This window comes from Methylosinus sp. LW4 (genome assembly GCF_000379125.1).
GTDB lineage: Bacteria > Pseudomonadota > Alphaproteobacteria > Rhizobiales > Beijerinckiaceae > Methylosinus.
Genome location: NZ_KB900626.1, coordinates 3929620 through 3955716, shown reverse-complemented (window position 1 = coordinate 3955716; position 26097 = coordinate 3929620). Strand labels below are relative to the sequence as shown.

Annotated in this window: 23 protein-coding genes and 1 pseudogene; 10 read left to right on the top strand and 14 right to left on the bottom strand. The window is 65.8% G+C overall.

The features are described 5' to 3' along the window. Positions 1 to 222: 222 nt before the first annotated feature. Positions 223 to 3201 (top strand): DNA polymerase I, encoded by a 2979-nt coding sequence (polA, locus tag METLW4_RS0119765; protein WP_018267972.1) that lies wholly within the window; start codon positions 223 to 225, stop codon positions 3199 to 3201. A gap of 170 nt (positions 3202 to 3371) precedes the next feature. Here polA and cysN read toward each other — a convergent pair whose 3' ends face one another. Genes cysN through METLW4_RS0119730 form a run of 7 tightly spaced genes read right to left on the bottom strand, consistent with a single transcriptional unit; the run spans position 3372 to position 9517 of the window. Continuing rightward, positions 3372 to 5000: a sulfate adenylyltransferase subunit CysN gene (gene cysN / locus METLW4_RS0119760; protein WP_026191657.1), complete on the bottom strand. Its 1629-nt coding sequence runs from the start codon at positions 4998 to 5000 to the stop codon at positions 3372 to 3374. Beyond that, on the bottom strand, positions 5000 to 5917 hold the full coding sequence (gene cysD, locus METLW4_RS0119755) for a sulfate adenylyltransferase subunit CysD (protein ID WP_018267971.1): 918 nt from the start codon (positions 5915 to 5917) through the stop codon (positions 5000 to 5002). Before cysD ends, cysN begins: the two co-directional genes overlap by 1 nt. Continuing rightward, positions 5914 to 6663 (bottom strand): phosphoadenylyl-sulfate reductase, encoded by a 750-nt coding sequence (locus METLW4_RS0119750; protein ID WP_018267970.1) that lies wholly within the window; start codon positions 6661 to 6663, stop codon positions 5914 to 5916. Before METLW4_RS0119750 ends, cysD begins: the two co-directional genes overlap by 4 nt. Further along, positions 6660 to 7160, bottom strand: coding sequence for a DUF934 domain-containing protein (locus tag METLW4_RS0119745; protein ID WP_018267969.1), 501 nt, complete (start codon positions 7158 to 7160; stop codon positions 6660 to 6662). The genes METLW4_RS0119750 and METLW4_RS0119745 overlap by 4 nt, the downstream gene beginning before the upstream one ends. Continuing rightward, positions 7144 to 8868: a nitrite/sulfite reductase gene (locus METLW4_RS0119740; protein WP_018267968.1), complete on the bottom strand. Its 1725-nt coding sequence runs from the start codon at positions 8866 to 8868 to the stop codon at positions 7144 to 7146. Before METLW4_RS0119740 ends, METLW4_RS0119745 begins: the two co-directional genes overlap by 17 nt. Next, entirely contained in the window at positions 8865 to 9203 is a 339-nt protein-coding gene (locus tag METLW4_RS0119735; RefSeq protein ID WP_018267967.1) for a DUF2849 domain-containing protein, read from the bottom strand. Before METLW4_RS0119735 ends, METLW4_RS0119740 begins: the two co-directional genes overlap by 4 nt. Further along, positions 9200 to 9517: a 2Fe-2S iron-sulfur cluster-binding protein gene (locus METLW4_RS0119730; RefSeq protein WP_018267966.1), complete on the bottom strand. Its 318-nt coding sequence runs from the start codon at positions 9515 to 9517 to the stop codon at positions 9200 to 9202. The genes METLW4_RS0119735 and METLW4_RS0119730 overlap by 4 nt, the downstream gene beginning before the upstream one ends. A 362-nt stretch (positions 9518 to 9879) precedes the next feature. Between METLW4_RS0119730 and METLW4_RS0119720 the strand changes: the two genes are divergently transcribed. After that, complete coding sequence (locus tag METLW4_RS0119720; protein WP_018267964.1) at positions 9880 to 10713, top strand: hypothetical protein; 834 nt, start codon at positions 9880 to 9882, stop codon at positions 10711 to 10713. A gap of 59 nt (positions 10714 to 10772) precedes the next feature. Next, positions 10773 to 11486 carry a hypothetical protein gene (locus tag METLW4_RS0119715; RefSeq protein WP_026191656.1) on the top strand — a complete coding sequence of 238 codons (714 nt, stop codon included), beginning with the start codon at positions 10773 to 10775 and terminating at the stop codon, positions 11484 to 11486. Positions 11487 to 11626: 140 nt separating this feature from the next. Here the strand turns inward: METLW4_RS0119715 and METLW4_RS0119710 are convergent, their stop codons facing one another. The 5 genes and pseudogenes from METLW4_RS0119710 to METLW4_RS0119685 form a co-directional block, all read right to left on the bottom strand. After that, positions 11627 to 12025: a F0F1 ATP synthase subunit epsilon gene (locus tag METLW4_RS0119710; protein ID WP_018267962.1), complete on the bottom strand. Its 399-nt coding sequence runs from the start codon at positions 12023 to 12025 to the stop codon at positions 11627 to 11629. Positions 12026 to 12156: 131 nt separating this feature from the next. Next, positions 12157 to 13572, bottom strand: a pseudogene (gene atpD, locus METLW4_RS0119700) (F0F1 ATP synthase subunit beta); the annotation flags it as partial. Between the two features lie 49 nt (positions 13573 to 13621). Beyond that, complete coding sequence (locus METLW4_RS0119695; RefSeq protein ID WP_018267959.1) at positions 13622 to 14503, bottom strand: F0F1 ATP synthase subunit gamma; 882 nt, start codon at positions 14501 to 14503, stop codon at positions 13622 to 13624. 153 nt (positions 14504 to 14656) lie between these two features. Then, positions 14657 to 16186 carry a F0F1 ATP synthase subunit alpha gene (gene atpA / locus METLW4_RS0119690; RefSeq protein WP_018267958.1) on the bottom strand — a complete coding sequence of 510 codons (1530 nt, stop codon included), beginning with the start codon at positions 16184 to 16186 and terminating at the stop codon, positions 14657 to 14659. Continuing rightward, positions 16186 to 16749, bottom strand: coding sequence for a F0F1 ATP synthase subunit delta (locus tag METLW4_RS0119685; protein ID WP_026191655.1), 564 nt, complete (start codon positions 16747 to 16749; stop codon positions 16186 to 16188). Before METLW4_RS0119685 ends, atpA begins: the two co-directional genes overlap by 1 nt. Positions 16750 to 17133: 384 nt before the next feature. On the opposite strand from METLW4_RS0119685, the gene METLW4_RS0119680 reads away from it, so the two are divergent. Together METLW4_RS0119680 and METLW4_RS0119675 are read left to right on the top strand one after the other, a co-directional pair. Next, on the top strand, positions 17134 to 18015 hold the full coding sequence (locus METLW4_RS0119680) for an S-methyl-5'-thioadenosine phosphorylase (RefSeq protein ID WP_018267956.1): 882 nt from the start codon (positions 17134 to 17136) through the stop codon (positions 18013 to 18015). An 80-nt stretch (positions 18016 to 18095) separates the two neighbouring features. Then, positions 18096 to 18830, top strand: coding sequence for an SIMPL domain-containing protein (locus METLW4_RS0119675; RefSeq protein ID WP_018267955.1), 735 nt, complete (start codon positions 18096 to 18098; stop codon positions 18828 to 18830). A gap of 13 nt (positions 18831 to 18843) precedes the next feature. Here METLW4_RS0119675 and METLW4_RS25450 read toward each other — a convergent pair whose 3' ends face one another. After that, positions 18844 to 19500 (bottom strand): hypothetical protein, encoded by a 657-nt coding sequence (locus tag METLW4_RS25450; RefSeq protein ID WP_018267954.1) that lies wholly within the window; start codon positions 19498 to 19500, stop codon positions 18844 to 18846. A 140-nt stretch (positions 19501 to 19640) separates the two neighbouring features. After that, entirely contained in the window at positions 19641 to 20276 is a 636-nt protein-coding gene (locus tag METLW4_RS25445) for a transglycosylase domain-containing protein (protein WP_018267953.1), read from the bottom strand. Between the two features lie 164 nt (positions 20277 to 20440). Between METLW4_RS25445 and METLW4_RS0119660 the strand changes: the two genes are divergently transcribed. The 5 genes from METLW4_RS0119660 to pdxR all read left to right on the top strand — a co-directional run bounded on the left by METLW4_RS0119660 (position 20441) and on the right by pdxR (position 26085). Continuing rightward, positions 20441 to 20968 carry an adenine phosphoribosyltransferase gene (locus METLW4_RS0119660; protein ID WP_026191654.1) on the top strand — a complete coding sequence of 176 codons (528 nt, stop codon included), beginning with the start codon at positions 20441 to 20443 and terminating at the stop codon, positions 20966 to 20968. A gap of 96 nt (positions 20969 to 21064) precedes the next feature. Continuing rightward, the gene (locus tag METLW4_RS26655) at positions 21065 to 22228 is read left to right on the top strand and encodes a L,D-transpeptidase family protein (protein WP_018267951.1); all 1164 of its coding nucleotides are present in this window, start codon (positions 21065 to 21067) and stop codon (positions 22226 to 22228) included. A 99-nt stretch (positions 22229 to 22327) separates the two neighbouring features. Further along, positions 22328 to 23371: a YeiH family protein gene (locus METLW4_RS0119650; RefSeq protein ID WP_018267950.1), complete on the top strand. Its 1044-nt coding sequence runs from the start codon at positions 22328 to 22330 to the stop codon at positions 23369 to 23371. A 6-nt stretch (positions 23372 to 23377) separates the two neighbouring features. Continuing rightward, complete coding sequence (locus METLW4_RS0119645) at positions 23378 to 24247, top strand: LysR family transcriptional regulator (protein WP_018267949.1); 870 nt, start codon at positions 23378 to 23380, stop codon at positions 24245 to 24247. A 362-nt stretch (positions 24248 to 24609) separates the two neighbouring features. Beyond that, positions 24610 to 26085: a MocR-like pyridoxine biosynthesis transcription factor PdxR gene (gene pdxR / locus METLW4_RS0119635; protein WP_018267947.1), complete on the top strand. Its 1476-nt coding sequence runs from the start codon at positions 24610 to 24612 to the stop codon at positions 26083 to 26085. Positions 26086 to 26097 lie beyond the last annotated feature (12 nt).

Sequence of the window (26097 nt, the reverse complement as noted above, 5' to 3'; positions counted from 1 at the left end):
CGCCGATTGGCGGTTCAACGGCGCGGCGCAGACGCTACCGTCGCCGCCGTAAGTGTGACGATCCCGACTGCCTCGCCGGCTTCGGCCGCGCGAGGCCTTTTTGCCTGCGCGGCGCCGCGCCGGGCGACGAGCCGGGGGTATCCATGCCGAGAGATCGGGGCTATCTTGCGCGCGCCCTTTCCGCCCTCTCTTCGAGGGCCCAGCGTTCATGCTCCTCGCGCGATGACTCTCACACATAAGCCCGTCGGTCCCGACAGCCGCGTCTTCCTCGTCGACGGCTCGTCCTTCGTCTTTCGCGCCTATTTCCAGTCGATACGGCAGGACGCGAAATATAATTATCGCACGGACCGGCTGCCGACCGGCGCGGTGCGGCTGTTCTGCGCCAAGCTGTTTCAATTCATCCGCGAGGGCGCGGCCGATCTCACGCCGACGCATCTCGCCATCATCTTCGACAAATCGGAGAACTCCTTCCGCAAGGAGATCTACCCCGATTACAAGGCGCATCGTCAGGACCCGCCCGACGATCTCATTCCGCAATTTCCGCTGATGCGCGCAGCCGTGCGCGCCTTCGGCCTGCTGCCGATCGAGCAGGACGTCTATGAGGCGGACGATCTCATCGCCACTTACGCTAAGCAAGCGCGCGCGCGCGGCGCCGATGTGCTGATCGTCTCCGCCGACAAGGATCTGATGCAGCTCATCGACGATAAAGTGTCGATGTATGATCCCGCTTCCGGCGCGCGCGAGGAGCGACGCATCGGCGTCGCCGAAGTGGTCGATTATTTCGGCGTGCCGCCTGCGAAGGTCGTCGATGTGCAGGCGCTCGCCGGCGATTCCACCGACAATGTGCCGGGCGCCAAGGGTATTGGCGTGAAAACCGCCGCGCAGCTCATCAATGAGTACGGCGATCTAGACACGCTGCTGGCGCGCGCCGGCGAGATCAAGCAGCCCAAGCGCCGCGAGACGCTGACCGACCCTGCGAGCGTCGCGCTGATCCGCACCTCGCAGAGACTGGTGAAGCTCGTCGACGACGCCCCGCTGGAGATTCCGCTGGACGATCTCGGCCTGCATCAGCCGGACGGCAAGACGCTGGTCGGCTTTCTGCAGGCGATGGAGTTCACGCAGCTCACGCGCCGCGCCGCGGAGACCTATGGCGTCGAGGCGAATGAGATAGAACCGGACCCCGCCTTTGTCGGCCCGGCGGGATGGCGCGGCCGCAATGGCGAGGTCGCCGAGGCGCCCGCCCTCCCCGCGCCCGAAGCGACTGCGCCCGCCGCTCCCACGGCGGAGAAGGGCGCGCTCGGCCCGGCCGCGCTCGCCGAGGCGCGGCGCGAGCAAGGCATCGCCACCAAAATCGATCGCTCGCTCTATGAGACGGTGACGACGCTCGAACGGCTCGACGCCTGGATCGCGGAAGCTTTTGCGATCGGCGTCGTCGCGATGGATACGGAGACGACCTCGCTCGATCCCATGTCCTGCGATCTCGTGGGCGTCTCGCTGGCGACGGCGCCCGGACGCGCTTGCTATATTCCGCTGCAACATGTCGCGCCCACCGGCGCCGATCTGCTCGGCGGCGATCCGCCGCCCGTGCAAATTCCTTTTGCGGACGCGCTCGCGCATCTGAAGCCGCTGCTGGAAGCGCGCGGCGTGCTGAAGATCGCGCATAATATGAAATATGATCTCCTCGTTCTGGCTTGCTGCGGCATCGATGTCGCGCCGATCGAGGACACGATGCTGATCTCTTATGTGCTCGACGCCGGCCGCAATAATCACGGCCTCGACGAGCTTTCGAAGAAGCATCTCGGCCACGAATGCATTCCCTTCTCCGCCGTCGCCGGCTCCGGCCGCACATTCATCGGCTTCGCGCGCGTGCCGCTCGACAAAGCGACCGAATATGCGGCGGAAGATTCCGATGTCGCTCTGCGTCTGTGGCGCGCGCTGAGGCCGCGCCTTTCCGCCGAGCATATGACCAGCGTCTATGAGACGCTGGAGCGCCCCATGGTGAGCGTGCTCGCCAAGATGGAGCGACGCGGAATCGCCATCGACCGCAATATTCTCTCGCGCCTCTCCGGCGAATTCGCGCAGGATATGGCGCGGCTCGAGGCCGAGATTCACGAGCTCGCCGGCGAGAGCTTCAATCTCGGCTCGCCCAAGCAATTGGGCGATATTCTCTTCGGCAAGATGGGCCTGCCCGGCGCCAAGAAGACCGCGACCGGCGCTTGGTCCACCTCGGCCAGCGTGCTCGACGAATTGGCCGAGAGCGGCAATATTTTCGCCGCGCGAATATTGGATTGGCGGCAGCTCTCCAAGCTCAAATCCACATACACGGATGCGCTGCCCGGCTTCGTGAACAAGACGACGCATCGCGTCCACACATCTTACGCGCTGGCCGCGACGACGACGGGACGACTCTCTTCGTCGGACCCCAATCTGCAGAACATCCCCGTGCGCAATGAGGCGGGGCGCAAGATTCGCACGGCCTTCGTCGCCGAGCCCGGCAATGTGCTCATCTCGGCGGATTATTCGCAGATCGAATTGCGCCTGCTCGCGCATATCGCCGATATTCCGCAATTGCGGCAGGCCTTCGCGGATGGAATCGACATTCACGCGATGACGGCGAGCGAAATGTTCGGCGTGCCGGTGCAGGGAATGCCGTCAGAGGTGCGCCGCCGCGCGAAGGCGATCAATTTCGGCATCATCTATGGCATTTCCGCCTTCGGCCTCGCCAATCAGCTCTCCATTCCGCGCGAAGAGGCGGCCGCCTATATCAAGCGCTATTTCGAGCGCTTCCCCGGCATTCGCGCCTATATGGACAAGACGCGCAAGGCCGTGCGGGAGAACGGCCTCGTCACCACCATCTTCGGCCGCAAATGCCATTTCCCGCGCATCGGCTCCTCCAACGCTTCGGAGCGCGCTTTCTTCGAGCGCGCGGCGATCAATGCGCCGATCCAAGGCGCGGCCGCCGACATCATCCGCCGCGCCATGGCGCGCATGGACGAAGCGCTCGCGCATGAGCGGCTGAGCGCGCGCATGCTGCTGCAAGTGCATGACGAGCTGGTGTTCGAGGCGCCGAAGGACGAAGCCGAGGCGACGATCCGCATCGTCAAGCGCGTGATGGAAGAGGCGCCGCATCCGGCGGTGGCGCTCTCCGTGCCGCTGGAAGTGGAAGCCCGCGCCGCGCAGAATTGGGACGAGGCGCATTGATGGCGAGCGGCGCCGCGATCGCGCCCCCTCCCCGACCCTCCCCCGCTTCGCAGGAGAGGGAGCGGATTGCGCGCTTCATCGAGGCTCGGCGAAATGTCGTCGTCTTCCCTCTCCCGCGTTAGCGGGGGAGGGCGAGGGAGGGGGCGCTTCAGCGTCTCGCGCGAGCGCCCTTACAATCCCGTGTCGTCGTGCGGCGGCTCGCCATTGGTGAGGCCGACGGCGAAGCGCGTCCATAGGCGCTCGTGCAGATAATAGAGCACGATCTTGGAGACGATCTCCGTGCCGGTGATCGCCGCCGATATGCCCGTGTCCTGCGTGAACAGAAAGGCCGCGCCGAAAGTGATGACGCTGCCGGGCACACGCCAGGACAGCGACTTCACCAGACTGCGCAAAGGCGTCGGATGCAGCAGATGATCGGGCGGCGGCACGCCTTCCATGGAGGCGTAGCTCGCCTCCACGCCATTGCGCGCGCTGCGCTCGGTCCAGGCCGATTGCTTCACCATGCCGACGGCGACCGTCTCATTGGTCACGCGGTCGATGAGGATGAAGCCGCCGGTCTCGCGATTGTCCTCATAGAGATCGCAGGCGATGGCCGTGTCGAGCCACAGCTCCGCCTCGCCGATCTCGTTGAAGGCGAGCGTCTGCGTCGCATCGGCGAGCGGCTCTGCGAGGCCGGTCTCGATCTTTATCAGCGAGGCGACCTGCTTCACAAAGGCCGGCGTCATGCGCGCGCCGAGCTTCAAAAGATAGCTCTTGTCCAGCGTGAGCGGCTCGCGCACCAGCCACAGAAGGCGGGCCGACAGGCGATCGCCGATCTTGGCCGGCGACACCGGCGAGGCGAGCATGTCGCCGCGCGAAATGTCGATCTCCTCGGTGAGCGTCAGCGTCACCGACTGGCCAGCCACCGCATGGGCGAGATCGCCGTCATAGGTGACAATGCGCGCGATCGTCGTGTCGCGGCCGGAGGGCAGCACGCGGACGATATCGCCCGGCTTCACATTGCCGCCGGCGATGAAGCCGGAGAAGCCGCGGAAATCATGAGACGGCCGGTTCACCCATTGCACGGGGAAGCGGAAGGGCAGCACACGGGCGTTGTCATCCGAGGCGACGCTCTCGAGATAGGCGAGCAGCGGCGGGCCGGAATACCAGTCCATCTTCGTGCTGGCGTGCACGAGATTGTCGCCATCCTTGGCGACAAGCGGAATCACCTGAATGGTGAGAAAGCGCAAATGCTCGGCGAAGGCGCGGAAGTCGCGCTCGATCGCCGTGAAGACCTCCTGCGAATAGGAGGCGAGGTCCATCTTGTTGATAGCGACGACGACATGGCGCACGCCGAGCATGGAGACGATGACGCTGTGCCGGCGCGTCTGGTCGAGCAGGCCCTTGCGCGCGTCGACGAGCAGAACGGCGAGATCGGCCGTCGAGGCGCCGGTCGCCATATTGCGCGTGTATTGCACATGGCCGGGCGTGTCGGCGACGATGAACTTGCGTTTCTCCGTCGCGAAATAGCGATAGGCGACATCGATGGTGATGCCCTGCTCGCGCTCCGCCGCGAGACCGTCGACGAGCAGCGCGAAATCGAGATCGTCGCCCTGCGTGCCGTGCTTCTTCGAATCCTTCTCGAGCGCGGCGATGAGATCGTCGGCGGCGAGATCGGCGTCATAGAGCAGGCGGCCGATCAGCGTCGACTTGCCGTCGTCCACCGAGCCGCAGGTGATGAAGCGCAGCAAGGGCTTGTCGGCGGGCGCCGGCCCGGCGGGAGCGCGCAGCGGCGCGGGCGTGGCGAGGCCGCCGTGCATCAAAAATAACCCTCCTGCTTCTTCTGCTCCATGGAGGAGGAGCCGTCGTGATCGATGAGGCGGCCCTGACGCTCGGAGGAGCGGCTCGCGCGCATTTCGGCGATGATCTCCTCCAGCGTCGCCGCGGAGCTGTCGATCGCGCCGGTCAGCGGATAGCAGCCGAGCGTGCGGAAGCGCACCAGCCTCTGCTGCACGGTCTCGCCGGGCTGCAGCTTCAGGCGATCGTCGTCCACCATGATGAGCATGCCGCCGCGATCGACCACCGGCCGCTCCTTGGCGAAATAGAGCGGCACGACGTCGATGCCCTCGCGCGCGATGTAATCCCACACATCGGCCTCGGTCCAATTGGACAGAGGGAAGACGCGCAGGCTCTCGCCCGGCCCCTTGCGCGCATTGTAGAGGCGCCAGAACTCGGGGCGCTGCGCCTTCGGATCCCAGCGATGCTGCGCATTGCGGAAGGAGAGCACGCGCTCCTTGGCGCGGGATTTCTCCTCGTCGCGCCGCGCGCCGCCGAAGGCCGCGTCGAATTTCCATTTGTCGAGCGCCTGCTTCAGCGCGTCGGTCTTCATGATCTGCGTATGCAGCTGCGAGCCATGCACTGTGGGATCGATATTCATCGCGATCCCTTCAGGATTGGAGTGCACGAGCAGCTCGAGGCCCGTCTCGGCCGCGCGGCGGTCGCGAAAGGCGATCATTTCCTTGAACTTCCATGTCGTGTCGACATGCAGAAGCGGGAATGGCGGCTTCGACGGATAAAAGGCCTTCATGGCGAGATGCAGCATCACCGCCGAATCCTTGCCGATGGAGTAGAGCATCACCGGCCGCTCGCATTCGGCGACGACCTCGCGCATGATGTGGATGCTCTCCGCCTCCAGCCGATCCAAATGGCCGAGAGGTTTGGACGCCAGCGCGTTCATTGCGAGCCCTCCGGCGCCGGGCCGCGCGTCAGCCTTCCGTCCGGCCCGACATGCAGGCCGCATTCTTTCTTCTCGTCCTCTTCCCACCACCAGCGGCCGGCGCGCTCGCTCTCGCCGGGCTCCAGCGCGCGCGTGCAGGGCGCGCAGCCGATGGAGAGAAAGCCCTTGGCGTGCAGCTCGTTCACCGGAACGCTGAATTCCTCCGTCGCGGCGACGATGGAGTCGCGCGTGTAATCGGCGAGCGGATTGAGCTTGATGAGCCGACGCTCGGCGTCGCTCTCGATGAGATGCACGCCCTCGCGCGCCTGCGATTGATCGGCGCGCAGGCCCGTCACCCAGGCGGAGGCGCCGGCGAGCAGGCGCGACAGCGGCTCCACCTTGCGAATATGACAGCAGGCCTTGCGATTCTCGACCGAGCGATAGAAGCCGTTGACGCCATGCTCGGCGACATAATCGGCGAGCGGCAGCGCCTGCGGATAGGCGGCGTGAATGCGCCGCGCATAGCGCGCCTCGGTCTTCTCCCAAAGGGCGATCGTCTCCTCGAAGAGACGGCCCGTGTCGATCGTCACCACCTCGATCTCAAGGCCCTGGGTGAAGATGGAATGGGTGACGAGCTGATCCTCTATGCCGAAGCTCGTCGTGAAGACGATGCGGCCGGGAATGACCTCGCGCGTGAGCTTCAGGCGATGATCGAGATCGAGCGGCGCGAGGCGCGGCGCCAGCGTTTCGACGATCGACGTCTTCATGCCACGCCCTTTCGCCGACGCTCGAGTATGGACGCGCCGCCGGCGACGCCACGCTGATAGGAGAGGCTGCGCGCCTGACGGGCCTTGGCCCAATTGGCCTCGCCATGATGCGCCGCGAGCTCGTCCGGTATCTCGATCGTGTCGAAGCCCCCGCCGATCGCATGCAGATATTGGTCCGGCGTCAGCCTTCCGCTCGCCCGCAATTCGCCGGCGAAGCCCTCGCGGCGCAGCAGACGCGCCAGCGAGAAGCCGCGCCCATCGGTGAAGGCCGGAAAGGCGATGTCGATGAGCGCGAGACGCGCGAAATGAGGCGCCAGCGCCTTGGGGTCCGTCGTGTTGGCGACATAGACGCCGAGCGCCGTCGGCCGCGCATCCTCCAGCGCGGCGGGCAGACGCGCGAGCGAGACGATCACCTTGCCGGAGCCGGGAAGCGATTCCTCATCGGCGAGACGGCGCCACTCGTCCGCGATGAAAGCGCCGTCAGATACCAGAGCCATCCTCGCCCTCCCGGCGCGCAGATTCCTTGAAGCGCTTATGGCCCAAGCGCCGCCATGTGTCGATGAAAGCCTCGCCGTCGCGCCGCTCGGCGAGATAGAATTGCACCAGGCTCTCGATCACGTCGGGAACCTCTTCCGCCGACACGCCGGGACCGAGCAATTCGCCGATCGAGGCCGAAAGCGTCGGATCGCCGCCGAGCGTGATCTGATAGGATTCGACGCCCTTCTTCTCGAGGCCGAGAATGCCGATCGCGCCGATATGATGATGGCCGCAGGCGTTGATGCAGCCAGAAATCTTGATCCCCAGCTTGCCGATGAGGCGCTGGCGCTCGAGATCGGCGAAACGCTCGGAGATCGCCTGCGCGATCGGGATGGAGCGCGCCGTCGCCAGCGAGCAATAATCGAGCCCCGGGCAGGAGATGATGTCGCTGATGAGCCCGGCGTTGGCGGTCGCGAGGCCCGCCGCCGAAAGATCGCGCCACAGAGCGAGGAGATCATCCTTCTTCACATGCGGAAGAATGATGTTCTGCTCATGGCTGACGCGCAATTCGCCAAAGCCGTATTCGTCGGCCGCATCGGCGAGCGCGCGCATTTGCGCGGAAGTGGCGTCGCCCGGAATACCGCCGATCGGCTTCAGCGAGACAGTGACGATGGCGTAGCCGGGAACCTTGTGCGGCGCGACATTCGTCGCGGCGAATGCGGCGAATTCGCCGTTCTCCGCCTTGGCCTTTTCGAAGCCGTCCGAATGCGCCGGCAAGGTCTCGTAATCGGGCGGCGCGAAGGCGGCGACGACGCGCTCCAGCTCCTGCGCGTCATAGGCGAAAGGCGCGCGATCCATGGCGGCGAGCTCCGCCTCCACCTGCGCGCGAATCTCGTCGAGCCCGGTCTCGTGCACCAATATTTTGATGCGCGCCTTATATTTGTTGTCGCGGCGGCCGAAGCGATTATAGACGCGCAAGATCGCCTCGAGATAGGCGAGCAGATCGGCGCGCGGCAGGAACTCCCGCAGCAGCTTGCCGACGAAAGGCGTGCGGCCGAGACCGCCGCCGACGATCACCTCATAGCCGATCTCGCCTTCCGCATTCTGCACGATGCGCAGGCCGATGTCGTGAATCTTGATCGCGGCGCGGTCATGCTCGGCGCCGCTCACCGCGATCTTGAACTTGCGCGGCAGAAAGCTGAACTCGGCATGGGCGCTCGACCATTGGCGCAGAAACTCCGCCGTCGGCCGCGGGTCCTCCAGCTCATCGGCGGCGACGCCGGCGAAATGATCGGCTGTCACATTGCGGATGCAATTGCCGGAGGTCTGAATGGCGTGCATGTCGACGTCGGCGAGCGCCTCGAGAATATCCGGCACATCGACGAGCTTGGGCCAATTATATTGGAGGTTCTGCCGCGTGGTGAAATGGCCGTAGCCCTTGTCCCATGTGTCGGCGATAAGGGCGAGCTGGCGCATCTGCCGCGAGGTGAGCGAGCCATAGGGAATGGCGACGCGCAGCATATAGGCGTGCAGCTGCAGATAGAGCCCGTTCATCAGGCGAAACGGGCGGAATTCGTCCTCGGTCAGCGCGCCGGCGAGGCGCCGCTCCACCTGGCCGCGGAATTCCGCGACGCGCTCGCGCACGAAGGCACGGTCATATTCGTCATAGGCGTAGATGGTCGGCGCGGCATTGGGGCGCGGCGGCAAGGCCGGATCATGCGCAGTCATCGATTCCCCGCTCCTTGCAGCCCTGCCTGCTTGCCGAGATCGCGCCGCACGCTGGGGCCGGCGGCGCGGAACTTCTCGCGAAAATGCGACGGCGTCGGCGCGCCGGCCGCATCCACCGTCACATCGACCAGATAGGCGTCGACGACGCGATTGGCGGCGACCGCCGCCTTGCCCGCCGCGTCCAGCGTCGCCGCCTCGGCCTCGTCATAAGCAATTTTCGCGCGCAGGAGATCGCGCTCCCAGCCGTCCGGCCCCCAGAACACGACATCGCCCTCGGCGAGATCGGAGGCGAGCAGGATTTTGGGCGAGAATTTGGGATTGGCGGGCCGCGTCATGTCGGCTCCTTGACCAGTGTGAGCTTCAGCCCGTCGAGCTCGTCCGACCAGATGATCTGGCAGGAGAGCCGCGAGGTCTCATGCAGAAAGGGCAGCTCGTCGAGCTTGTCGATCTCGTCCTCGCGCGGCGGCGCGACCTTGTCCGCCCATTCGGGGTCGAGAACGATATGGCAGGAGGCGCAGGCGACCGCGCCGCCGCATGTGCCCTCCATGCCCATGCCGTAATCCCGCAAAATTTCCATCAACCGCCAGCCTTCCACAGGCTCCAGCTCGTGGGTGACGCCGTCTGCGTCCTCGACACGGATCACGCTCATCCTTTTCTCCGAATAGGCGCTGTCGCCGCATAGGCGCCCTTGCTTCGGCTGTCGGCCCTGCGCGACCCCCTCGCGCCGGACAAAGCGGCCGCGCCGATCGCCGCTGCGCGCGGAGACCTCGTCACGAACCGCAATCCTTCGAAAATGTGAGACCTACTTATTCGAGGTCGCGTGAATGTCAATTCACTATAAGATAAGCTGGCGCCCGGAAAAACTACAAACGCCATTAGTGGTATGGGCGGAAAAGGCCGCGATCGCGCTCCCCGGGGCGAGAAAAGGCTCGGCGCGCCCGACTCATAAATGGTAAGAGTTTTATGTTCCTGCCGCCCGAAAGCGGGCGCGAGCGATATAGGTGCTAGGCCATGGCTCAAAGACCGACCAAAGAAACCAAGCAGAGTTCGGCGCGTGAGGAGCGGCCGCCGGTCGCGCGGGAGAAGACTCCCCCGCTCGCCCCTCCGAGAGGTCGGCCGACGCTCATTCTGGTCGGAGCGGACAAGGGCGGCGTGGGCAAGACGACGATCGCGCGCGTGCTGCTCGACTATCTCGCCGCCAACAACGTCTTGACCCGGGCCTTCGACACGGAGACGCCGCGCGGCACGCTCTATCGCTTTCACCCCGACCAGACCAATGTCGTCGATCTCACCTCGACCTCGGACCAGATGAAGATCATCGACACTCTGGCCACGGCTCAGGTGAAGGTCAGCGTCGTCGACGTTCGCGCCGGCGGGCTGGAGCCGGCCCTGCAGGCGCTGCAGGACACGGGCTTTCTCGATGCTGTGGCGGAAGGTGAGGTCGGCTTCATTCTGTTCCATGTGCTCGGATCGTCCATCGCCTCGCTCGACGAAATCGCAGAAGTCGCGCCCTATGTCGAGGACGCGGACTATTTCCTCGTCAAGAACCATGTCAACGACACCACATTTTTCGAATGGGACCCGGTGACGCACCGCAAATATTTCGAGAAAGTGGTGACGGCGGGCGAGATCACCATCCCCAAGCTCAACGAATTGTCCTATGAGCAGGTGGAGATCGCCGGCGCGCCTTTTTCCACCTTCGTCGCCAATCGGACGGCGGAAGGGGAGCCGGCGGACCATTCCTTCGTCCTTCGCGGCTATGTCCGCACCTGGCAGAACAGGATCGCCGACGAGTTCGACCGCATCCATCTGCTGGATCGGATCGCCGGCAGGGAGGGCGCATAGCGCCGAACGTGGTTGAGCGGCAAAACAGAGAGCCTCGGGCGGCGCCGAGAGAGTGAGAGATGAGTCGACGCACTTTGGTGTTCGTCGCCTGTTCCCCGCATCCGCGTTCGGGCGTTTCGACGACCGCGCGGCTGCTGACGGACTTCTATCTCTCGCGCCTCACCGAGGTCGAAGGCTTCGACACCGATCCGCATGCGCCGCGCTACCACGAATGGTTCCCGGACCGCGCGCGCGTCATCGACACGGCCGACATACGCGGACAAATCTCCTTGTTCGATCGGTTGCTGATCGATGACGGGACGCCCAAGATCGTCGATGTCTGGCAGCGCGCCTATGACCGTTTCTTCAAGACGGTGAAGGAGATCGGCTTTGTCGAGGAGGCGCGGGCGCGCGGCGTCCAGCCGATCCTGCTGTTCCATGCCGACCACACCGACTCCGCTCTCGCCAGCGCGAAATCGCTGTCGGCGGCATGGCCCGATCTTCCCATGCTGATCGTGCAGAATGAAGGCGCCGCGCCGCTCGGCGCCTATGCCCATGAGACGCTGGGACAATATCCGACGACGCGCCGTTTCCTCATCGGCGCGCTGGACGGCGCGGTGGCGAAGACTCTGGACGAGCCGGATCTGTCGCTGAGCCGCATGCTGGTCTCGCCGCCGCCGGACATGTCGATCGTCATTCGCGCCGCGCTCAAAGCCTGGATCGCGCCGATCTTCACGCAGTTCCGCAGCTTCGAGCTGCGGCACGAGCTCGACGGCGCGCAGTTCTTGAAGTAAGCGCCACCCTGCCCCGACAAAAAGAAACGAGCCTGAAGGCTCACGGTCCGAGGCGAGCGCTGGACCGCGAGCCTTCAGGCTCGCATTGCACATAAGAGCGCGGCCGGCGCCTGGAGACAGGCTCCAGGCGCCGATTTGCGTCAGAGGCCGAGAGCGGCCTTCAGCTCCTGGAGCTGGCCCAGCTTCTCCGAGGCGAGGCGGCGCGCCTCGTCGGATTTGGCGTCGGCCACATCCTCGCTGGCGTCCTTGATATCGGCGTCGATCTTGGCGGCGTCGAGCTCGGCCACCGGAATGGCGTATTCGGCCAGAATGGTGAAGCCGCCGAGCCCGACATCGGCGAAGCCGCCGCGCACGAACAGCTTTTCTTTCTTGCCTGCCCCGTCGATCTCGACGACGCCGGGCTTCAGCACCGTCATCACCGGCGCATGGTCTTTGAGAACCGTGAACACGCCCTCGGCGCCGGGGGCGACGACGGCGTCCACCTCACCCGAGAACAGAAGCTTCTCGGGAGAGACGAGTTCGAAGTGGAACGTGGCCATGAAGGGCTCCGTCGTCTATGCAGGATTTCGGAAAAGCGGGAACCGGCTTTCCGAGAAAATCTGCAAAACCAAAAAGCTCTGGGCGGACAGGCGTCGGCGGGCCGACGCGCGTCCGCTCAGCGATTAACGGATCAAGCCGCTTCCTTGGCGAGCTTGGCGGCCTTCTCGACGGCTTCCTCGATCGTGCCGACCATGTAGAAGGCGGCCTCGGGGAGGTGGTCGTACTGGCCTTCGACCAGGCCCTTGAAGCCCTTGATCGTGTCGGCGAGCGCGACGAGCTTGCCCGGCGCGCCGGTGAAGACTTCGGCGACGTGGAAGGGCTGCGACAGGAAGCGCTCGATCTTGCGGGCGCGCGCCACTGTCAGCTTGTCCTCTTCCGACAGCTCGTCCATGCCCAGGATCGCGATGATGTCCTGCAGCGACTTATAGCGCTGCAGAGTGGACTGCACCTTGCGCGCGACCTCGTAATGCTCTTCGCCGACGATCGCCGGGGACAGCATGCGCGAGGTGGAGTCGAGCGGGTCGACGGCCGGATAAATGCCCTTTTCCGCGATCGAGCGGTTGAGCACGGTCGTCGCGTCGAGATGGGCGAAGGAGGCGGCCGGGGCCGGATCGGTCAGATCGTCGGCCGGCACGTAAATGGCCTGCACCGAGGTGATCGAGCCCTTGGTCGTCGTGGTGATGCGCTCCTGCAGCGCGCCCATGTCGGTGGCGAGCGTCGGCTGATAGCCCACCGCCGAGGGAATGCGGCCGAGCAGAGCCGACACTTCCGAGCCCGCCTGGGTGAAGCGGAAGATGTTGTCGACGAAGAAGAGCACGTCCTGGCCCTTGTCGCGGAAGTCCTCGGCGACGGTGAGGCCGGTCAGAGCGACGCGGGCGCGGGCTCCCGGAGGCTCGTTCATCTGGCCATAGACCAGGGCGGCCTTGGAGCCGGCGGCAGAGCCGTTCTCGGGCTTCTTGTTGACGCCGCCCTCGATCATCTCGTGATAGAGGTCGTTGCCCTCACGCGTGCGCTCGCCGACGCCGGCGAAGACGGAATAGCCGCCATGCGCCTTGGCGATATTGTTGATGAGCTCCATGATGATGACGGTCTTGCCGACGCCCGCGCCGCCGAACAGTCCGACCTTGCCGCCCTTGGCGTAGGGCGCGAGCAGGTCGACGACCTTGATGCCCGTCTCGAGGATCTGCGCCTCGGTCGCCTGCTCGGCGTAGGACGGAGCCGGCTGGTGAATGGCGCGCTTGGTCGCCGTCACGATGGGGCCGGCCTCGTCGACCGGCTCGCCGATGACATTGATGATGCGGCCGAGCATCTCGTCGCCGACCGGGACGGAGATGGGGGCGCCGGTGTCGGTCACGGGCGTGCCGCGCACGAGGCCTTCCGTCGAGTCCATGGCGATGGTGCGCACGGAGTTCTCGCCGAGATGCTGCGCCACTTCGAGGACGAGGCGCGCGCCCTGATTGGTGGTCTCCAGCGCGTTCAGGATTTCCGGCAGGTGATCGTCGAACTTCACGTCGACGACAGCGCCGATCACCTGCGTGATGTGACCCGTGGTCGTGGGGGTAGCCATTGTCTCGTCCTCTCGACTGTTGTTCCGATCAGAGCGCCTCGGCGCCCGAGATGATCTCGATGAGTTCCTTGGTGATGATCGCCTGGCGGGACCGATTGTAGAGCGTCGTCTGCTTCTTGATCATGTCGCCGGCGTTGCGCGTGGCGTTGTCCATCGCGCTCATGCGCGCGCCCTGCTCGGAAGCGGCGTTCTCGAGCAATGCGCGGAAAATCTGCACCGATATGTTGCGGGGCAGCAGCGTCGCCAGAATCTCGTCCTGGCCGGGCTCATATTCGTAATAGGCTTGCGGGCCGGCCGCGGCGGCCTCGTTCTCATTGGCGGAAATCTGCGCCGGAATGAGCTGCAGCGCCGTCGGAAACTGCTGAATCACCGATTTGAAGCGCGAGAAGAACAGCGTCGCCACATCGAACTCGCCGCTCTCGAACAGCTCGATGACCTTGCGGCCGATCGCGTCGCCCTGCTCGAAGCCGAGCTGGCGCACGCCGCGCAGCTCGATGAGCTCGATGATGTTCTTCTCGTAATTGCGGCGGAGCTGGTCGTAGCCCTTCTTGCCGACGCAGAGAATCTTGACCGTCTTGCCCTGGCCCTGCAGGCGCTGAATGTGCTCGCGGGCGAGGCGGACGATCGAGGAGTTGAACGCGCCGCAGAGGCCGCGCTCGGCGGTCGCCACGACGAGGAGATGCGTCTCGTCGCGGCCATTGCCGGAGAGCAGCACGGGCGCGCCGGAGGAGACGCCCCCGGCGAGATTGGCGAGCACTTTCTCGATGCGCTCTGCATAGGGACGCGCCGCCTCGGCCGCCGCCTGGGCGCGACGCAGCTTGGCCGCCGCGACCATCTGCATGGCCTTGGTGATCTTCTGCGTCGCCTTGACGGAAGATATGCGGTTTCGAAGATCCTTCAACGAAGGCATGAGAGAACCCGTCTCATTCTGACCAGAACCACGCCGCCGTCATCGCGCGGAGCGAAGCGACGAAGCGAGCCGGAGCCGTGAGGCGACCCCTGGATTGCTTCGCTTCGCTCGCAATGACGGAGGCATTGTCTCTAGTCCTCGAGGTTGCGCGCGTCAGGCGAAGGATTTCGAGAAGGCGTCGAGGACGCCCTTCAGCTCGGCGGCCGTCGCATCCGGCAGATCCTTGGTCGTGCGGATCGTCTCGAGGATGTTCGGATGCTGCGTGCGCAGCAGCGCCAGCAGACCATCCTCGAAGGCGCGCACGCGAGCGACCGGTAGCGGATCGAGATAGCCGTTGACGCCGGCGTAGATCACCACCGTCTGCTCTTCCATCTGCAGCGGCGAGAACTGCGGCTGCTTCAAGAGCTCGGTCAGGCGCGCGCCGCGATTGAGCAGACGCTGCGTCACCGCGTCGAGATCGGAGCCGAACTGAGCGAAGGCCGCCATCTCACGATACTGAGCGAGCTCGCCCTTGATCTTGCCGGCGACCTTCTTCGTCGCTTTCGTCTGCGCCGAGGAGCCGACGCGCGACACCGAAAGGCCAACGTTCACCGCCGGGCGGACGCCCTGATAGAAGAGGTCCGTCTCCAGGAAGATCTGGCCGTCGGTGATGGAGATGACGTTGGTCGGAATATAGGCCGACACGTCGTTGGCTTGCGTCTCGATGACCGGCAGAGCGGTGAGCGAGCCGGCGCCGCGCTCGTCATTGAGCTTGGCGGCGCGCTCGAGCAGGCGGGAGTGCAGATAGAACACGTCGCCCGGATAGGCCTCGCGTCCCGGAGGACGGCGCAGCAGCAGCGACATCTGGCGATAGGCGACGGCCTGCTTCGAAAGATCGTCATAGACGATCACGGCGTGCAGGCCGTTGTCACGGAAATACTCGCCCATGGCGCAGCCGGCGAAGGGCGCCAGGAACTGCATCGGAGCCGGATCGGAAGCGGTGGCGGCGACGACGATCGAATAGTCGAGCGCGCCGCGCTCCTCCAGCACCTTCACGAATTGCGCGACGGTGGAGCGCTTCTGACCCACGGCGACGTAGACGCAGTAGAGCTTGGCCTTCTCGTCGGTTCCGTCGTTCAGCGACTTCTGGTTCAGGATCGTGTCGAGCGCCACGGCGGTCTTGCCGGTCTGGCGGTCGCCGATGATCAGCTCGCGCTGGCCGCGGCCGATCGGGATCAGCGCGTCGATGGCCTTGAGGCCGGTCGCCATCGGCTCATGCACCGACTTGCGCGGAATGATGCCGGGAGCCTTCACATCGACGCGCGAGCGGCTCTCGTAGAAGATCGGGCCCTTGCCGTCGATCGGATTGCCGAGCGCGTCGACCACGCGGCCGAGCAGGCCCTTGCCGACCGGAACGTCGACGATGGCGCCGGTGCGCTTGACGGTCTGGCCTTCCTTGATGTCGCGGTCGGAGCCGAAGATCACGACGCCGACATTGTCGCTCTCGAGATTGAGCGCCATGCCGGTGAGGCCGTTCTCGAACAGCACCGTCTCGCCGGCCTGGACATTGTCCAGACCATAAACGCGGGCGATGCCGTCGCCGACGGACAGAACCTGACCGACCTCTGCGACTTCGGCCTCATTGCCGAAATTGGCGATCTCATTCTTGAGGATCGCGGAAATCTCTGCGGCGCGGATAGCCATCAGCCGACCTCTTTCATGCGTGTTCGAATGGAATTGAGCTTGGTCTTCAGCGACGCATCGAGCATGCGCGAGCCGATTTTGACGACGAGACCCCCGATGATCGCCGGGTCGACCTTCACCTCGAGGTCGACGGCCTTGCCGCCGGTGACGCCGGCGAGCGCCTCGCGCAGCGCGCTCTCGTGATGAGAGGCGAGCGGCGCGGCCACTGTGACGTCGGCGCGCACGACGCCCTTGGCGGCGTCATGCAGCTTGCCATAGGCCTCGATGATGGCGGGGAGAACGAAGAGGCGACGTTTTGTCGCGACGAGCTTCACGAAATTGGCCGCGACGCCCGTGACGCCGGCGGCGTCGAGAATGGGAGAGAGAGCCTTGATCTGCGTCTCGGCAGAATAGACCGGGCTCTCGATCAGGCGCTCGAGATCCTTGCTCTCCTGGATCAGCGCGGCGAAGCCGCGCAGCGCCGTCGCGATCTCCTCCGTGGAGCCTTGCTCCACTGCGAGATCATAAAGGGCCGAGGCGTATCGCCCCGCTACACCGGATAGATCGTCTCCGCCTGAAGCCACTTGCGTATCGCTCTCGGATCGCCGTCACTCGAGGCGCCTCGCGCGCAACGCAGGTCTGCGTGCGACGAAATCCGCAATGGCCTCGAACAACGTATTGTCGGGGGAAGGAGCCAAGGGCGACGCCCCAGCTCCAAGGCGATCGTCCCCTAACACAGCATATTTTGCGGCGCAACCCTGCGACGGCTGCGGAGAGGGCAGTTTCGACGATCGCACAAAAAAGCGTCACCTCCGTCTCGGCGCGTGGAAACCCTCGGCTTGGCCTTTGACGACATTGAATTTTTTAGCGCTTCGCGATTTTTCTGCGCAGGCCGGCGCATTGTCGCCGCTTGCGCCTCGCGCGAGGCCATGGCACTGCGAAATCCTATCCACAGTCGGAGACGAAAGATGACGCGAGCGGTGGTGGGCATCATCGGAGGATCGGGCGTCTATCATCTGCCCGGCCTGCAGGATTTGCGCGAGCAGCGCGTGACGACGCCTTGGGGCGATCCGTCCGACGCTCTGCATTTCGGCCGCATCGGCGAGACGCAGGTGGTTTTCCTGCCGCGTCACGGTCGCGGTCATGTGTTCTCGCCCTCGGGCATAAATTATCGCGCCAATATTTTCGCGCTGAAGCAGGCGGGCGTCACCGATCTCGTGTCCGTCTCCGCCTGCGGCTCGTTCAAATCGGAACTCTATCCCGGCCTCTTCGTGCTGCCGGATCAATTCGTCGATCGCACCTTCGGCCGGCAATCCTCCTTCTTCGGCAATGGCTGCGTCGCGCATGTGTCGATGGCGCATCCTGTGGCGCCCTTGCTGGCGAAGCGCATCGCCGCCGCGGCGAAAGCAGAAGGCATGGAGCATTCCGTCGGCGGAACCTATGTCTGCATGGAAGGTCCGCAATTTTCGTCCTACGCGGAATCGCTGACCTATAAGGCCGCGGGCTATGACGTCATCGGCATGACGGCGATGCCGGAAGCCAAGCTCGCGCGCGAGGCGGAGCTCTCTTACGCGACCATCGCAATGGTCACGGATTTCGATTGCTGGCATCCAGAGCACGACAATGTCGATGTCGCGGCGGTCATCGCCGTGGTGCGCGACAACGCCGACAAGGCGAGCCGTCTTCTCGCGCGTCTGCTCGCGGATTTCCCACAAGAGCACGAGCCCTGCCCCATCGGCTCCGACCGCGCGCTCGACAACGCCATTCTGACGGCGCCCGAGGCGCGCGATCCGGCGCTGATGGAGAAGCTCGGCGTCATCGTCGCGCGGACGCGCGGCGCGGCCGGGTGAGAGCGGCAGTGTGAGAATAGCGTTCAGCCGCCGTTAATGGCGAAGCGGCGAGCATGGGCTCCGATAGAAGGAGCATTTTCATGCGAATATTTTCAGTCTTCGCCATTTGCGCGCCGCTGCTCGTCGCCGCCTCCGCTCATGCGTCGGAGCGAACGCATTGGGACTTTCCCGTCGCCGACGTGCATGGGATGGCGACGCAGGAGGTCACGCCCGATCGCGCCGACATTCAGCTCGGCGTTTTCGCCGATGAGCCGACGGCCGCGCAAGCGACGAGCGAACTCGCGCGCCTGTCCTCGGCGCTGATGCAGGACATAGAAGCGGCGGGCGTCGCGCGCAAAGACATTCGGTCCAGAAACGTGCAGGTCGCGCCGGTCTATTCCGAGGAGCGCGACCCGAGCAATCGGCAAATCATCAAGCGCAGCTTGACTGGATTTCGCGCTTCGACCGATTTCGTCGTCACGACGGCGGAGGTCGACCATGTGGGCGACATCATCGGCCGGCTTCTCACCGCGCACGCCAATCGCCTGAACAATGTGCGCTTCCGAGTGACCGACAGGGCCGACCGTGAGGAGCTGCTGCTCGGCAAGGCGATCGCCAATGCGCGTCATCGCGCCGAGCTGCTGGCCGAGGGCGCATCGATGCGGCTCGGCGAGCTGGTTGCGCTGGAGCTCAATCCCGAATTCGCGATCGGCGAGGCCGATTTGCCGAGCGCACGCCTCGAGCCGGGCCCACGCGCCATCGCCGTCGCCGTTCAGCCCGGCCAGGAGCGCATAGACGCGCATGTGCGAGGCGTATGGCGGCTGCTGCCCAAGTAGATGTGAGGGCGCGTCAATCCGCGCAATCGTCCAGCCACGCATCGGCGAAGCCGCGCCGCGCGCAGAGGCCGGCGAGATATTTCTCGATGCGGCGCACGCGCTCGGCGTTGGCCTGCGTGCCCGGCGCGCGCTCCATCGTCTCATCGCCGGCGGCGACGAGGGCGAGAAACTCGTCGTCGTCCAATTCCGCGAGCGGCTTGCCGAACCATCGGCGCGAGGCGGAATCGAATCCGCCCACATCGATGAAAGCGGCGATCTGCGCGCTCTTGGAGGCCAGCGGGCCGACGGCGAATTGCGCGATCAACGTTTGACGAATCCTGCCGAAGCCCGGCTTGAAATCGGCGAAATAGAGTTTCTTCGTCACCGATTGCGCGACCGTGCTGGCGAGCGGCGCGCTCCAATCGACGCCGCCATGGATCCAGAAGCCGGGGTCATGCACGGCGAGCAGCGTTTCTATGCGCTCGCGCGAGAAGCCGGGCGGCAATTTCGCGCCATGATCCGTCTCCGCCTCATAGCGCGCGAACAGCGACGGCGTGGCGATCCGCGCCAATGCGACAGAGACCGCCTCATAGCCGATAACGGCGGCGAAGGCCGCGCCGGCGAAGGCGGCCAGCGCCGAGCCGGCCGTCGCCGCCGCGAATGAGCGCGCCCGCAATTTCGCTTCCCGCATCACACAAGCTCCCGCCGCAACCAACTCCCCGCCGCGCCTCCCTCTCGAGAAGCTTTGCGAGGAAAAAGGGCGGCGGCGCGACACGGAAGCGGCCATCTCGCGGCCGCTTCCGACGCGATTGCGGCGGGACGAGCCGCGGGTCATCCCCCGCAGCTCTCCAGCCACACATCGGAAAATCCGCGCCGCTCGCAGAGGCCGGCGAGATATTTCTCGATGCGGCGCACGCGCTCGGCGTTGGCCTGCGTGCCCGGCGCGTAATCCTTGGGATTGTTGTTGGTCGCGACCAGCGAGAGAAACTCTTCGTCGTCGAGCTCCGCCAGCGTCTTGCCGAACCATTTTTGCGATGCGGGCTCGAATCCGTTCACATCGATGAAAGCGGCGAGCTGCGCATTCTTGGACGTCAGCGGCGCGACCGCGAATCGCGCGATCAGCGTCTGCCGGATCTTCGAGAAGCCCTTTTGGAAATTCTCGAAATAGAGCCGCTTCACCACGGATTGCGTGACGGTGGTGGTGGTGAGCGGCGCGCTCCAATCGACTCCGTCATGCGTCCAGAAGCTCGGATCCTGCACTTTGAGCAGCGTCTCGATTCGCTCGCGGGACAGCCCGGCGGGCAGGGAGGCGCCATTGTCGGTCTCCGCCTCATAGCGTGCGAAAATCTCCGGCGTGGCGACGCGCGCGAACGCCACAGAGACCGCCTCATAGCCGAAGAGACCGAGAAACCCCGCGACGGCGACCGCCGCCGCGACGTAAAAAATTCTGCGCTTTATGTCAGCCATGTGAAGAAATCCTCTCGAAAACTTGAACATCCTGATCTTTGCAGGGAAAATGGGCGCTGGCTCGGCGATCCCACGGCCACTCTGAGGCGGGCGGCGAAGATGCGCTTTAGCCGAGAATGAGCTATGAACCGACGAGCAGAACCCATTCCGACGAGATCTCGAACATGACCCTCGCCTCCTCGATTCGCACGATTCCCGATTATCCCAAGCCGGGCATCATGTTCCGCGACATCACCACCCTGCTCGGCGACGCCAGGGCGTTTCGCCGCGCGGTGGACGAACTGGTGCAGCCCTGGGCCGGCACGAAGATCGACAAGGTGGCGGGCATGGAGGCGCGCGGCTTCATTCTGGGCGGCGCGGTGGCGCATCAATTGTCGGCAGGCTTCGTGCCCGTGCGCAAGAAGGGCAAGCTGCCGCATGCCACCGTCTCCATCGCCTATTCGCTGGAATATGGCGTGGACGAGATGGAGGTGCACGAGGACGCCGTGGTGAAGGGCGAGCGCGTCATTCTCGTCGACGATCTCATCGCCACCGGCGGCACAGCGGAAGGCGCCGTGAAGCTGCTGCAGAAGATCGGCGCCGAGGTCATCGCCGCCTGCTTCGTCATCGATCTGCCGGAGCTCGGCGGCGCAAAGAAGATCGAGGCGCTCGGCGTGCCGGTGCGTCGGCTCGTCACCTTCGAAGGGCATTGATTTTTCTGTGGCGGGGCGCGCTTTTGGCCGCGCCTCGGCCGTTCCTTCGCCAATATCGCGTTTCGTAATGCGTTTTCACTGATTCCGTAACGACCCATGCCGTCGAAACCGTCGCGCCCCCTCCTCCTCGCCGCCGCGCTGGCTCTGAGCCTCGTCGAGATCGGCGTTTTCGTCGCCTTCGCCTCGCGCGGCCCGGCGCGGCTGGCGGAGACGCGCGAGGCCGTCACGGCAAGACGCTCAAATCCCTTCGGCGCGCTGGTGCAAAATCTGCGCGGCGCCATTGTCGAGACCGCGCGGCAAGAGGAGCCGGCGCCGAGCGAGGAGCCGCCGCCGGCGATCGCCGCCGCGCCGAGCGCGCGCCCGCCCTCCTTCCTCGCGGCGCTGCCTCCCCTGCGTCCCGCGGAGCCGGAGGCGGTCCTCGCCTTGCCGCCTGTCGATGCGCCGCTGCCGCCGGCGCGGCCGCGCAATCTCGCCGGCGTCGAGCCCGTGGCCACAGCCGAGACGCCCGCGGGGACGACCGCGCTGCCGCCCGTCGCGGTCTCGCCTCCGACACAGGCGCTCGCCCTCGCCGCCGCGCCGCCCAATGAGCCGCCGCCGCTGACGAACCGCGACGACGGTAATTTCCGCATGGGCTCCGCGGTCTATGTCCGCATCTTCAAAAAGGAAGGCGAGCTCGAGCTCTGGCGTCGGCAGAGCGGGCGTTTCGCGCTCTACCGGACCTATCCCATCTGCAAATGGTCCGGCCATCTCGGACCCAAGCTGAAATCCGGCGATTATCAATCGCCCGAGGGCTTCTACAGCGTCTCGGCGCGCCAGCTCAATCCGAACTCCCATTACCACCGCGCCTTCGACGTCGGCTTTCCCAACGCCTACGACAAGCAGAACGGCCGCACTGGCGGCGCGCTGATGGTCCATGGCTCCTGCAAATCGGTCGGCTGCTTCGCCATGACCGACAGAGTGATCGAGGAAATCTACGGCATGGTGGAAGCCGCGCTGCGCGGCGGCCAGCATGAGGTGCCGGTCCATATCTTCCCGTTCCGCATGACCGATGCGGCCTTGGCCAAGGAGACGCAGGGCGATTGGACCAATCTCTGGTCGGCGCCGCCGGAGCACCAGCAATGGAGCGGCTTCTGGCAAAATTTGAAGGAAGGCTACGACCTCTTCGAGCAGACCGGCGAGCCGCCGACCGCCTATGCCTGCGGATCGCGCTACGCATTCGGCGCCGCCGGCGGCTCCTGCCGCCGCATCGCCGGCTGGTGATCGATCGAATAAATCGAACGATTCAAGAAATATAATGCGTTGGACCGAACGGTCCGCGGCTGCGATCTGAACCGAGCCCTAAAAAAGGAGTTCGGTCCGATGGAAGCCGTTTCGACCTCGGCGCCCGCTTTCCCGAAAGCGCCCCCCTTCCTCCGCGCCCCGGCGTTTCTCGCCATCCTCCCCGGCGTCGCCCTCACCGCGGCCATAGCGGCGGCGGCCTATGGGCTTTGTCTGCTCCTGGCGATCGGCGCGCTCAGCCCGATGATCCTCGCCATTCTGCTCGGCGTCGGCCTGCGCAATCTCTTCGGCGCGCCGGCCTGGGCGGCCCCCGGAATCGCCTTCTCGCTGCGCAAGATCCTGCGCTTCGCCATAGCGCTGCTCGGCCTGCAATTATCGGCGGCGCAGATCATCGATGTCGGCTTCACGGGCCTCGCGATCATCGCCGCCACGCTCGTCGCCACTTTCTGCTTCACCACACGTCTCGGCCGCTGGCTGGGCGTCGAGCCCGAGCTCGCCCGATTGATCGCCGCCGGCACGTCGATCTGCGGCGCCTCGGCCGTGGTGGCGGCCAACGCCATCACCCGCGCCCGCGATGAAGACGTCGCCTACGCCATCGCCTGCGTCACCGTTTTCGGCACGCTCGCAATGGTCTCCTATCCGGCGCTCGCCGATCTCGCGCGGCTCGGCCCGCGCGCCTATGGCCTATGGGCCGGCGCCTCGATCCATGAGGTCGCGCAAGTGATCGCCGCGAGCTTTCAGCACGGCCGCGAGGCCGGCGATTTCGGCGCCGTCGCCAAATTGTCGCGCGTCATGCTGCTGGCGCCGACGCTGCTGACGCTCGCTTTCATGGCAGGGCGCGGCGCGCGCGGCGCGGAAAAGTTTTCGCCGCCCTTCCCCTGGTTCGTGATAGGCTTTCTCGCTCTCGTCGGCGTCTCCAGCATTGTCGCCATTCCGCCGGACGCGAAGGCCGCCATCGCGACAACGACGACGATTCTGCTGTCGATGGCGCTCGCCGCCATGGGGCTCGAGACCGATATCGCCGCGCTGCGCGCCAAGGGGCTTCGGCCTCTGGCGCTGGGCCTGGCGGCCTCGGTCTTCGTCTCCGGCTTCAGCCTCGCGCTCATCGAGGCGTTCTTTCGCTGAGGCGTCATGACGCTCGAGCAATTGCGCATTTTCGTCGCCGTCGCCGAGCGCGAGCATGTGACGCAGGGCGCGCGCGAGCTCAATCTCACCCAATCGGCGACGAGCGCGGCCATCGCCGCGCTCGAGGCGCGCTATGCGACGAAACTGTTCGATCGCGTCGGCCGTCGCATCGCGCTCACCGAGGCGGGGCGCCTGTTTCTCGTCGAGGCCAAGGCCGTGCTGGCGCGCGCCGCGGCGGCGGAGGCGGTTCTCTTCGATCTCGCCGGGCTCGAATGCGGCGCGCTGAGCCTTTCCGCCAGCCAGACGGTCGGCAATTATTGGCTGCCGCCGATCCTGCATCGCTATCGCGCGCTCTATCCGAAGATCGCGATAGAGCTGAAAATCTGCAACACGCTGACCGCCGCCGATATGGCGCGCGAGGCCATTGTGGATTTCGCCATCGTCGAAGGGGAGATCGACGACAAATCCCTCGCAGTGGAGCCGGTGGCCTGGGACGAGCTGAAGCTCGTCGCCTTCCCCGGCCATCCCTGGACCACTGCGGCGCCGAAGCGCGTCGAAGATTATCGATCCGCGAGCTGGGTGCTGCGCGAGAAAGGCTCAGGCACGCGCGCCATTTTCGAGGCGGTTCTGCGCGAGAAGGGTCTCGACCCCGCCGAGCTGCGCATCGCGCTGGAGCTGCCGACGCATGAGGCGGTCGCCGCGGCCGTGGCGGCGGGCGCCGGCGTCGCCATGCTGCCGAGCCTCGTCGCCGGGGCCTCGGCCGGGGCGCTGGCGACGGTCGACATCGCTCTGCCCAAGCGGCGCTTTCTCGCTCTGCGCCGCGAGGGCCGCCACATCACCCATGCGGCGCAGGCGTTTTTGGCGCTGCTGCGCTGAGAGGCGCGTCGGCGCGCAGATGACACGCCGACGCGCTGCCGCCGGACTCTTCCCGGCGTCCGGCGGTCAACGGAACAATTGCGACAATTGGTGCATCACGATGAGGAAGAAGGCGAGCACTCCGCCAATTCCCATCAAAGCTTTCACGACGCCCGCGCTGCTCGTCTGCATGGATCGAGTTCCTCGTTCGGTTGCGACGAGAACGAGGCTAGCGGAGCGAAAAAGGCGTTAAACCGCCAAGATTCGCGCACTGACGGGTCCAAAGACGCGCGGCGGCCCCGTCACTTGACAGAGCCGGCGCGGCCGGAGGAAGCTGCCGCCGGCCCTACGAAAAGAGCAATAATGCCGAATGGAGGGGTCCAATGTCGCGACCCTTCGCCTATAGCCTGTCGCGCGAGATCGATCCGCGCCGCGGCGCGCCCCTCTATCTGCAGATCGTCCATGCGCTCATTCACGATGTGAGGAGCGGACGGCTCGCGCCGGGCGCGGCGCTGCCCAGCAGCCGCGAGCTCGCCGAATCGCTCGGCGTCAATCGCAAGACCATCGTGCTCGCCTATGACGAGCTGGTCGCCCAGGGCTGGTTCACCACCCATGGCACGCGCGGCACTTTCGTCTCCGCCGAGTTGCCGGAGACGCTGCCGGCGCCGCGCAAAGCCTCCGCCGATCCGCGCACGCCCGGCTTTCCCTTCCGCGCGACGCCCGACCCCGCCTTTGTGCCGGCCGGCGAGGGGCTGGCCATAGACGATGGGCTTCCCGATGCGCGGCTCTTCTCGATCGACACTCTGCTCGGCGCCTATCGCGACGCCGGACGGCGCGCCGCCCGCTACGGCGGACTCGGCTATGGCGATCCGCGCGGAACCGGCGAGCTGCGCCGCGCCATAGCGGCGATGCTGGCCTCGCATCGCGGGCTCATCGTGGACGCGGAGGATGTGTGCGTCACGCGCGGCAGCCAGATGGGCATTTTCCTCGCCGCGCGCATTCTCGTCGCGCCGGGCGACGTCGTGCTGGTGGAAGGCCTCGGCTATTCAGCGGCGCGCGCCGCCTTCGCCGCCGCCGGCGCCGAGGTGATCGGCGTGCGCCTGGACGAGGACGGCGTCGATGTCGAGGATGTCGAGCGCCTCTGCCACGGGCGGCCCGTGCGCGCGATCTATGTGACGCCGCACCACCAGTTTCCGACCACTGTTCCGCTGACGCCGGAACGGCGGCTGCGCCTCTTGGACCTTTCCGCCAAATATGAGTTCGCGATCATCGAGGACGATTACGATCACGAATATCATTTCGAGCGCCAGCCGCTGCTGCCCATGGCGAGCTATGCGCCGGGGCGCGTGATCTATGTCGGGTCCATGTCCAAGCTGCTGCTGCCGGGATTGCGCATCGGCTATGTCGTCGCGCCGCCGCCGGTAGTGAAATCCCTGGCCAACGCCGCCGCCGGCGTCGATCGCCAGGGCAATGCGCTGACCGAGCTCGCCGTGGCCGCTCTCGTCGATTCCGGCGAGCTGCGCCGCCATGTGCGCAAGGCGCGCCAAATCTATGCGCAGAGGCGCGACGCTTTCGGCGCGGCGCTCGCCCGCGCCTTCGGCGACGCCATCCGCTTCCGCACGCCTGCGGGCGGCCTCGCCTTTTGGACGACCTTCCGCGACGAGGCGACGCTCGACGCGCTGGAGCGCGACGCCGCCGCCAATGGCCTGCGCTTCTTGCCCTCCACCTGCTTCGCGGCGCCGCCGCAGCGCGGGCGCGGGCTGCGGCTCGGCTTCGGCAGCCTCGACGCCGGCGAGGCGGAGCGCGTCATCGGGCGGCTGCGCCGCGCCGCCGGCGCGCAAAGCGCGCGACCCTGCTGATCGCCGGGCCGA